This is a genomic window from Flavobacterium sp. (genome assembly GCF_039916025.1).
Taxonomy (GTDB): domain Bacteria; phylum Bacteroidota; class Bacteroidia; order Flavobacteriales; family Flavobacteriaceae; genus Flavobacterium.
The window spans coordinates 1-9,717 of the sequence record NZ_JBDSMB010000085.1 but is presented as its reverse complement, the minus strand read 5'-3'; the positions used below and the strand labels follow the sequence as shown (position 1 = coordinate 9,717).

The following is a 9,717-nucleotide window of genomic DNA, read 5'->3' as shown; positions in this document are numbered from 1 at the left end:
TAGAAATAAAATTCCGGATTTGCTAAAACTTAAGTTGTAAATAAAAACATGCTTATACCATCTTTGCATAAAGCGTTAAATGAATTGGAGTTGTTGTTACAGCAACTCTCCAATGACGATTTTACTTTGCCTTGTAAGGGTTTGAGTAATTCAACAATTGGTGAACACACGCGACATATCATTGAAATGTTTCAATGTTTGGAAAATCAATATGAAAATGGCGTTGTGAATTATGATAAAAGAAATCGCGATTACAGAATTCAATCCGACACTCATTTTGCTTTGAAATGTATTGCGGATATCAAAAATCAATTAGAAAAAGACAATAAAAATTTACTATTAGAACAAATTGTTGATCAAGAAGAATTGCATATCGAAAGCAATTATTTCAGAGAGTTGTTATACAATTTGGAGCATTGCATTCATCATCAGGCCCTAATAAAAGTAGCTGTTCTGCAATTAGAACATTTGCAGATTGATGCTGATTTTGGCGTTGCCCGATCTACAATCGAATACAGAAAACAATGTGCACAGTAAGTTTTGTCAATGCCAATGGCAAAATAATCATCACTTCCAATCGCGATGAAAAAACACTGAGGCCAAACGCCATCGAACCCAAAAATTATCTCATCAACAACAAAAAAATCATCTTTCCAAAAGATAAAAAAGCTGGAGGAACATGGTTTGCCATCGATGAACATTCTACCATTTTGGTGCTTTTAAATGGTGCTGATGAAAAACATATTCTGAAAGAAAGCTACCGTAAAAGCCGTGGTTTGATTGTACTCGATTTGATTAGTAGTAAATCTGTAATTCATGCTTGGAAATTCATAGATTTAGAAAACATAGAACCTTTTACGCTGGTACTTTTTGAAAATCAAAAACTCTATCAGTTGCGATGGAATGAAATTGAAAAAAGCACTTTAGAATTAGATATCCATCAAAGTCATATTTGGTCTTCTTCAACGTTGTATCCAAAAGAAATCAGAGAAAAAAGAGCCAATTGGTTCTATAATTTTCTCGATACAAAGCCGGAAGTGAATGCAGAGGAATTGTTTAATTTTCATCGCTATACAGAAGAAGAAAACACTGAAAATGGTTTAGTTATCAACAGAAATGATACTTTAAAAACCTTGAGCATCACGCAAACAGTAATAGAGAAAAACAAAGTTGAAATTCATTACAATGATTTGATTGCCAAACGGGATTTTTCCAATACTTTTATCTCAGTTTAATTCGTAATTTGAAATTCGTAATTCATAATTAACTTGAGACTATTTCTCCATAAGTTGTTCCATTGGGAATATTGGCCATTTCAAATTGTCTATATTCCTATTTATTTTTTATGGGCATATTATGCTCTGAAAGCGCGAACGATTTTCTTTTTCAATGCCTGTAATCCAACCATGAAAAATGGTGGTTTTGTTATGGATAGCAAAATAGAAATCTATGATTTAATTCCGCAAAAGTTTTATCCAATAACCAAATTTGTAAAAGAAAAAATGCCTTTTGATGAGGTGGAAATTTTACTTGAAACTTCAAAAATCAAGTTTCCTTTTATCGTAAAACCTGATATCGGACTTCGTGGTTCGGCGGTCAAAAAAGTTGAAAATCTAGATGAATTACAAGCCTATCATAACAAAGCAAATTTTGACTATTTATTGCAGGATTTGATTCCGTATGAAAATGAAGTTGGGATTTTTTATGTACGTTTTCCACATGAAAAACATGGAAAAATTACCGGAATCGTAGCCAAAGAATTTTTAATCATTGAAGGAGATGGTTGTTCAACAATAGAAGAATTATTAAAAGCAAACCCGCGCTACGAATTCCAATTAAAAGTGCTCGAAAAAGAATATGGAAATCAACTCAAGGATATTTTGGCGAAAGGTGAAAAGAGAAACTTGGTGCCTTATGGGAATCATGCCCGTGGCGCAAAATTCCTGGATTACAGCAATTTGATTTCTCCGGAATTGACCAAAGTTATTGATGAAATGTGTCTTCAGGTTTCTGAGTTTTATTTTGGCAGAATGGATTTGATGTACAATACATGGGAAGAATTAGAGCAAGGCAAAAACTTCTCGATTGTTGAATTAAACGGAGCTGCAAGCGAACCAACGCATATTTATGACCCAAAGCATTCGTTGTTTTTTGCTTGGAAAGAATTGGCGCGACATATCAAATACATGTTCCAAATTAGTGTTGAAAATCACAAACGTGGATTTCCATATTTGTCGCACAAAGATGGGATGGAACAATACCGTTTGCATTTGGAACAATCCGATAAAATAGTTCATTTCTAATGCAGAACATTAAAAACATAGCAGTTGGTTTTTTGGTGAGTTTTTTGGGCTCCATTCCGCTTGGCTATTTGAATGTCATCGGTTTTGATATTTATAATTCCGAAGGAATGCGCTCAACCATATTGTATTTATTGGGTGTGATTTGCATCGAATTCTGCGTTATTTTCTTGACATTGATTTTTGCCAATAAATTAAATAAAAAAGATAAGTTGCTGAAATTCATCGAAGGCTTTTCGGTTGTATTCATGTTTATTTTGGCTTATGTGTTTTATTCGAGTGCCAGCTCGGGAGATGCTGAAAAAGCTGTTTTTTCTAATACTTTTCAAAATTTTTTCTTTGCAGGAATACTTTATAGCTGCCTGAACTTTATTCAGATTCCGTTTTGGTTAAGCTGGAATTTGTACTTGCTCAACGGGAAATACATCGAGATTTCTAACAGTAGAAAATACTTTTATGTTTTCGGAACCATCGCCGGAACATTTTGTGGCATGTTGGTGCTGATTCTTTCGCTTCATTATTTTGCAAGCAATGTTGACTTTCTATCCAAATATTTAATGCAAATCATTATTCCGTTGGTTTTTCTTGCTTTGGGAATTTTTCAGGCAGTGAAGTTTTACAGAAAGTATAACAATTGATTTCATTTCTTTACTTTTAGTATATTTACGACAAGAAATAGATTAATGAAAAACATCATCATCACAGGAACTTCTCGCGGCATAGGATTCGAGCTGGCTTTACAGTTTGCAAATGCTGGTCATCAGGTTTTAGCCATTTCCCGTAAAACGCCTCAAGCTTTATTGGAAAACCAAAACATTACATGCCTTTCGGTTGATTTATCCAAAGAAGATGAACTTACTGCTGTTGAAAATTTTATTTCACAAACGTGGAAAAAAGTTGATATCATCATTCACAATGCCGGAAATTTGGTAAACAAACCATTTGCGCAAACAACTCAGGAAGATTTTGAAAATGTCTATAAAGTCAATGTATTTGGTGTTGCTAATTTGACTCGTATCTGCTTACCATATTTGCAAAAAGGAAGCCATGTTGTTTCGATAAGTTCGATAGGAGGAATACAGGGAAGTATTAAGTTCGCTGGACTTTCAGCGTATAGTTCAAGTAAAGGCGCCGTAATTACACTATCGGAATTACTGGCTGAAGAATATGCAGCACAAGGAATAGCTTTTAATGTGTTAGCACTTGGTGCTGTAAATACTGAAATGTTAAACGAAGCTTTTCCGGGTTATGAAGCTCCAGTTTCTGCAAAGGAAATGGCAGATTATATTTTCAATTTTGCTTTAACCGGAAATAAATATCACAACGGAAAAATAATTCAGGTTTCATCCTCTACTCCGTAGAGTTATGAGTTATGAGTGAAAGTATTGTAAAAATAAGAGTTTTGAGTTGGCAGTTTTAGGAGTTGAATTTTATAAAAATTTAATTTCAGATAAGAAGTAGTAAATGCCCAAAGCAAACCTGATTTTATACATAAATTATCAATAGCACAAAAAGAATGTGATGAAAGTATCTATTGGTTAGAGTTATTAAAAGAAACAAATTTCATTAACAAAAAAGAGTTTGATAATATTTATCCAAAATGTAATGAAGTTTTAAAAATAATTAGAAGCATTGTAATAACTACAAAAAATAACAACTCATAACTCATAATTTATAATTCATAATTAATTGAGCGAAGTCCTCTCCAAATATCTTCCAGAACATTCAGTTGAAGCTTTATTTGAATTAATCAAATCAAACAATGTGCACCTGAAAATCGTTAACGAACGACAAACGCGGCATGGCGATTATCGACGTGCGGTTGGAGGAAAACACGAAATTACCGCCAATGCCAATTTGAATAAATACCGATTTTTAATTACATTGGTTCATGAGATTTCGCATTTGGTTGCCTATGAAACTTATGGACGTTTTATAAAACCACACGGAAATGAATGGAAGATTACCTTTCAGCACCTGATGGTCCCGTTTATTCGACCTGAGATTTTTCCGCATTCTGTGTTGCCATTGATTGCTAATCATTTCAGAAACCCTACAGCCAGTAGCGATACCGATGCCCGATTGGCTTTTGCCTTAAAGCAATTTGACGAACGGAAACCCGATGTTCATTTCATACATGAAGTACCAAGCGGCAGTATGTTTCGAATAAAAAATGGTAGAATCTTTCAGAAGAAAGGTTTACGCGTAAAGCGTTATGAATGCCTGGAAGTTAAGACAGGAAGATTGTATTTGTTTAACGCCAACGCCGAAGTTGAAATTTTACCGAGTTAGTTATGATAAAGAGAAAACCCTATTTATTATTGATTATTGCTGCAGTTTTGTTATTAATTGCAGGTTTCATTGTTTTTGGTGCAAGCACAATCGTTTTTAATGTTCATGACACTTATTATGTTATAGCTAATAGTCATTTAAGTTGGCTGTTAGCAATGATTTTAGCTTCATTATCTTTGATTTATTGGACTCTGGAAAAAGCTAAAGTTGGAGTGGTTCCAGTGCTTTCCAAGATTCATGTTTATGGAACTTTACTGTTTGTCATAGGATTCTTTTTTCCATATTCTTTATTGTTTTCCTCATCTGAATCTCGTGAATTCCCTTTTTTTGATGATATCCAATATGTGAATTTATGTTTAACAGTTAATGCATTACTTTTTTTATTTCTCCAATTCCTGTTTATTATAAATATATTTGTATCCATAATAAAAAAACTCAGAAACTCTGCTACTTAGCAACTCGGTTACTTACAAATACTGAAATAAATTCAGCATAAATGAATAAAAATTATTACGCAATATTAATGGCAGGCGGTGTCGGTTCAAGATTTTGGCCGGTAAGTACCACCGATTTCCCAAAGCAGTTTCACGACATGTTGGGATCGGGCGATACGTTGATACAAAAAACATTCAGCCGTTTGTCAAAATTGATTCCCGTAGAAAATATTTTGATATTGACTAACGAGCGTTACAATGATTTGGTTTTGCAACAATTACCAATGGTAAAACAAGATCAGGTTTTGTTGGAACCAGCTATGCGAAATACAGCGCCATGCATTTTATATGCTTCGCTTAAAATTCAAAAGCAAAATCAGGATGCCGTTATGGTTGTCGCGCCAAGCGATCACTGGATTGAAAATGAAAATGAATTTTCGAAAAATCTGCAACAGTGTTTTGACTTTTGTCAAAAAGAAAACGCCTTGATGACATTAGGAATTCAGCCAACGTTTCCAAATACAGGTTTTGGATATATTGAATATGATAAATCGGATGCGAACCCAATCAAAAAAGTAAAACAGTTCCGTGAAAAACCGAATTATGAAACGGCTAAATTGTTTTTAGATTCGGGGAATTTCCTTTGGAATGGTGGCATTTTTATTTGGAGTATAAAATCAATTACAGAAGCTTTTGAGAAATTTCAACCGCAAATGAATGCTTTGTTTCAGCAAGGTTCTGAAAGTTATAATACAACAAACGAGAAGCAGTTCATTCACAATAATTATCAAAATGCCGAAAACATCTCTATTGATTATGCTGTGATGGAAAAAGCAAAAAATGTATATGTTTTGCCAGCCACTTTTGACTGGAATGATTTAGGAACCTGGGGTTCGCTACATGATAAATTAGAAAAGGACAACAATAATAATACGGTTGTAAACGCTCAAGTAATTTTAGAAAACGCATCCAACAACATCATTCGTTCTGAAGCAAAAAAACTTGTTATCATCGACGGACTGAACGATTATATCATTGTTGACAATGAAAATGTGCTGATGATTTACCCAAAAAGCAAAGAGCAGGATATCAAGCGAATTACGGAAATGGCTAATAAATTATAAAAGAAAAACCGATGTTTGGTAAAAGGGTGTATTTAATTTTGACGTTTTTGTTTTTTGCACAATTTGCCAATGCGCAGTTATCAAATTTCACTTTGAATGTCACGCCAGTAAATGAAACATGTCCATCTAATGGGTCTTTGTCTTTTACGGTTTCAAATACAACAGCTGGTTCAGTTATTTTATATTCTATCTATTTACTTCCTAATGTTACTACGCCAATTTCTGTTCAGTCAGGCACATCAATTTCGGGTTTAATAGCGGGTACTTACAGAGTTATAGCAACTCAGTCTTTGGGAAGTGATAGTGGTACGCAACAGCAGGATGCAACAATTAATAATACAGCAACCCCGTTAACTTATCAATTAGCCAGTACTCCTGAAATTTGTGGAAATGACGGAACTATAACGGTTAATCCGACAACAGGTACCGCAGTAAGTTATGAAATTTTTTCAGGCCCGATGACTAGACCAATACAATCTTCCAATATTTTTACAGGTTTGACGGTGGGTGTTTATCAGATTAGAGTTTTTGATATTTGCGGTCAGGCAGTGGTTCAGACATACACTTTATTCCAGGCTAATACAGATTTAAACTTTGTTTTATCGAACCCTGTTTTAACAACTTGTACAATGGCTACTATTGGCGCCTCTTTTCAAACAGTTTTACTATCAGGAATACTCAGATATCCTCTTCAGGTAACAATTGTATTTTCTCCACCAACCGGACCATCAATTACTTACAATCAAACGGTAAACGGCGGTAATGTATTTTCCCAACAAGTTCAATATTATCCGGGGCAGACCTCTAACTATTCATTTACAATAACAGATGGGTGTGGCACAGTTTACCATTTAAATGGAGTTATTCAAAATTTAGCACCTCTTGGTGGAGCTGGTTATGTGGTTGCGCCTCAGGATTGCGTTTTTCAGTTGATTGGTTTTACTCATATAGTTTCATTGATTATGGTATCAGCACCTTCAGGCTATGGAGGTACCTTACCGCAAAATTTTACGCCTTCAATAGTTGATACTGCAGTAACTGTTCACGATTTAGTACCGGGAACTTATGTTTTTAATCTTATAGATGCGTGTGGTAATCCTGAGACCGTTACGATAATAGTTCCACCAAATCAAAATAGTGGTGACCCTCCTTATTATACACTTGCTAACGGAACATGTATAGATGCCACAATTTTTATATTTGATATTAATCAGCTAATAATGATTTCCGCACCTCCGGCATATACCGTTCCACTGCCTCATGATTATACCAGTATAATAAATTCGGCACATTATGCAGCTTTTGTACATTTACCGGTTGGGACTTATGTCTTCAATGTTTTAGATCGATGTGGAAACCCTTTACCTCTCAATGTTATCATAACTCCACAGTCGGATCCGCCTGCAATAGCTGTTTTAGAAGGTTGCGAAAATGGTGTTGGTTCCTTGCAAATTTCTGGAAATCTGATAGCTCTTTCGATAGTATCAGCTCCCACCGCTTATACAGGTACAGTACCCGCAAATCTTATCGGAAGTGTTAACGGAGGCAGATTGGCTATGGACACACTACCTCCTGGGGTGTATGTTTTTCAATCAACTAATGCCTGCAGTCAAACCTTTACAACATATGCCACAATTGCGGGCTATCACGATAATACAAACGTTATAGTTACTCCTAACTGTGGATCTTTTAATCTTAATTTGAATCATACCAGTAATAATATTGCGGCTACATTCTGGTTGCAGAAATACGATGCGGCAAGCGGCAACTGGGCGCATCCTTTGACAAATGCAGTTTATATAAATGGTTCAGTCCCTAATCCAACAAATTCGTTTACGCTAACAAATAATATTACGGCTTATAACATGGCTTTTACTGGTCATTTCAGAATATTAAAAGTATTTAGTACTTACAGAAATGGTACTCCTTCAATGATTAATTGCTTTAAAGTCATTTATGAGTTTGACTTTACTAATGTCCCCAGAATTATTGATGTGTTTTCAGTTTCATGTGGTGCAACTTATGAAGTTGTGGTAAACGCATTAGGAAATTCAGCTTTGATTTACCGAATCATTACTAAAAATGGCCAGCCATTTTTGATTGAAAACGGAAACTCAAGTCTTTTTTCAGGATTAGAGCCAGCGATATATGTATTTGAAGTTGAAGATGTTTGCCATAATAGTGCGAATAGTCAATTTGAGGTTTTAAATCCGAACCCAATGACAATTACGGGCTTAATTTCGTGTGATGGGCAACCCGCGTCTTTAATAGCGCCCAATTTTTCATTCCTGACTTATCAATGGTGGAAAGGCACCAACACTACAACTATTTTAAGCACGACGAATGCATTAAACTTTCCATCTTTTAATTCGGCTTTGAATAACGGAACCTATCATGTAAGAATAAGCTATTTAGGAAATCCGGGTTCTTGTCTAAACCAGGTTTTGGATTATACCATTAATGTTACGAATGCTGCTCCACAAGCCGGAAATGACAACGCTGTTTTTTATTGTGGTAGACAAGGAGTTATTGATATGAATGCCTTATTGACGGGAACTTTTGAAGCTACTGGGACTTGGTCAGAAATAACTTCAAGTGGTACGCTGACAAATAATTTATGGGATTCATCAAGCCCTCCATTTGGAACATATCAGTTTAAATATACCGTTTCAGGAAGCTGTGCTTTGACAGATGACGCATCTATTGACATTACAATAAAAGCCATTTCGCAAATACCTGTCGCCAGTGCTGACCCAGTAATATGTGAAACTCAAAATGCAAATCTATTTGCAGCTTCTGTGGTGAATGATATTTACAATTGGACTGGCCCTAACGGATTTACATCTACTCTTCAAAACCCTGTAATAAATTCGGTTTCTGCTAGTGATAATGGAACTTACACCGTCACTTCAAGTTTGAATGGATGTCAGTCAGGAAGTTCAAGTGTTGCTATTTTGGCTAATCCTTTGCCTAATTTTTCTTTAAATCAGAGCTGCGTCGGGAAAGATTACCAGGTTTGGTATACAAGGCTAAATGAGCTTTCTTTTGATGAGGCTACTTCAACATTCAGCTGGACTGGCCCAAATAATTTTACAAGCAGTCAGAGTCCAATAACAATTACGGGCGGTGAACTGGGAATTTATTCTTTAAGTATTACAAACCAATATGGATGCGAAGCGACAAACACTATTGATGTTGCAAGGAGTATTTGTTTTATTCCAAATGTGATTACGCCTAACAACGACCAAACAAATGAAAGTCTGGATTTAACAGGATTTGGTGTTACCAAACTTGAAATCTATAATCGTTGGGGCAGAAAAGTTTTTGAAAAAAATAATTATTCAGATGAATGGCACGGTCAGAATATGAGCGGTGGCTTATTACCGGATTCAACTTATTTTTATATAATTAAATTGTCGACAGAGGAAACTAAAAATGGCTGGATTTTCCTGAATAGAGGCTAATTTATTTCTCCTTTATTTTGTGCTTTTCTGATTTTTTTGAAAAGATTGGAAGAATACACAAAATCAGTTATCGCTTCGTTATCCGTTTTGAAAATATCTTTTT

At 35.0% G+C, this 9,717-nt stretch carries 10 protein-coding genes and 1 pseudogene; 10 read left to right on the top strand and 1 reads right to left on the bottom strand.

Annotated features, from left to right (window positions below):
- Positions 1-48 precede the first annotated feature (48 nt).
- The 10 genes from ABIQ27_RS05695 (at position 49) to ABIQ27_RS05650 (ending at position 9,614) form a co-directional block, all read left to right on the top strand.
- Complete coding sequence (locus ABIQ27_RS05695; protein WP_348032817.1) at positions 49-537, top strand: DinB family protein; 489 nt, start codon at positions 49-51, stop codon at positions 535-537.
- Positions 525-1,235 carry an NRDE family protein gene (locus ABIQ27_RS05690; protein ID WP_348032816.1) on the top strand — a complete coding sequence of 237 codons (711 nt, stop codon included), beginning with the start codon at positions 525-527 and terminating at the stop codon, positions 1,233-1,235. The genes ABIQ27_RS05695 and ABIQ27_RS05690 overlap by 13 nt, the downstream gene beginning before the upstream one ends.
- Positions 1,236-1,268: 33 nt before the next feature.
- Entirely contained in the window at positions 1,269-2,303 is a 1,035-nt protein-coding gene (locus tag ABIQ27_RS05685; RefSeq protein WP_348032815.1) for a D-alanine--D-alanine ligase, read from the top strand.
- Positions 2,303-2,938, top strand: coding sequence for a hypothetical protein (locus tag ABIQ27_RS05680; RefSeq protein WP_348032814.1), 636 nt, complete (start codon positions 2,303-2,305; stop codon positions 2,936-2,938). Before ABIQ27_RS05685 ends, ABIQ27_RS05680 begins: the two co-directional genes overlap by 1 nt.
- Positions 2,939-2,983: 45 nt before the next feature.
- A complete protein-coding gene (locus tag ABIQ27_RS05675; protein ID WP_348032813.1) occupies positions 2,984-3,661 on the top strand; it encodes an SDR family oxidoreductase in 678 nt (225 codons plus the stop codon).
- 126 nt (positions 3,662-3,787) lie between these two features.
- Positions 3,788-3,964: a four helix bundle protein gene (locus ABIQ27_RS05670; RefSeq protein WP_348032818.1), complete on the top strand. Its 177-nt coding sequence runs from the start codon at positions 3,788-3,790 to the stop codon at positions 3,962-3,964.
- Positions 3,965-3,989: 25 nt separating this feature from the next.
- On the top strand, positions 3,990-4,592 hold the full coding sequence (locus tag ABIQ27_RS05665; protein ID WP_348032812.1) for a SprT-like domain-containing protein: 603 nt from the start codon (positions 3,990-3,992) through the stop codon (positions 4,590-4,592).
- 2 nt (positions 4,593-4,594) lie between these two features.
- The gene (locus ABIQ27_RS05660; RefSeq protein ID WP_348032811.1) at positions 4,595-5,047 is read left to right on the top strand and encodes a hypothetical protein; all 453 of its coding nucleotides are present in this window, start codon (positions 4,595-4,597) and stop codon (positions 5,045-5,047) included.
- Between the two features lie 41 nt (positions 5,048-5,088).
- Complete coding sequence (locus ABIQ27_RS05655; RefSeq protein ID WP_348032810.1) at positions 5,089-6,150, top strand: mannose-1-phosphate guanylyltransferase; 1,062 nt, start codon at positions 5,089-5,091, stop codon at positions 6,148-6,150.
- 11 nt (positions 6,151-6,161) lie between these two features.
- Positions 6,162-9,614, top strand: a complete 3,453-nt coding sequence (locus ABIQ27_RS05650) for a gliding motility-associated C-terminal domain-containing protein (protein WP_348032809.1) — start codon at positions 6,162-6,164, stop codon at positions 9,612-9,614.
- Here ABIQ27_RS05650 and ABIQ27_RS05645 read toward each other — a convergent pair.
- A pseudogene (locus ABIQ27_RS05645) lies at positions 9,611-9,717 on the bottom strand (ABC transporter ATP-binding protein); the annotation flags it as partial. The gene ABIQ27_RS05650 and the pseudogene ABIQ27_RS05645 sit on opposite strands and share 4 nt — an antisense overlap.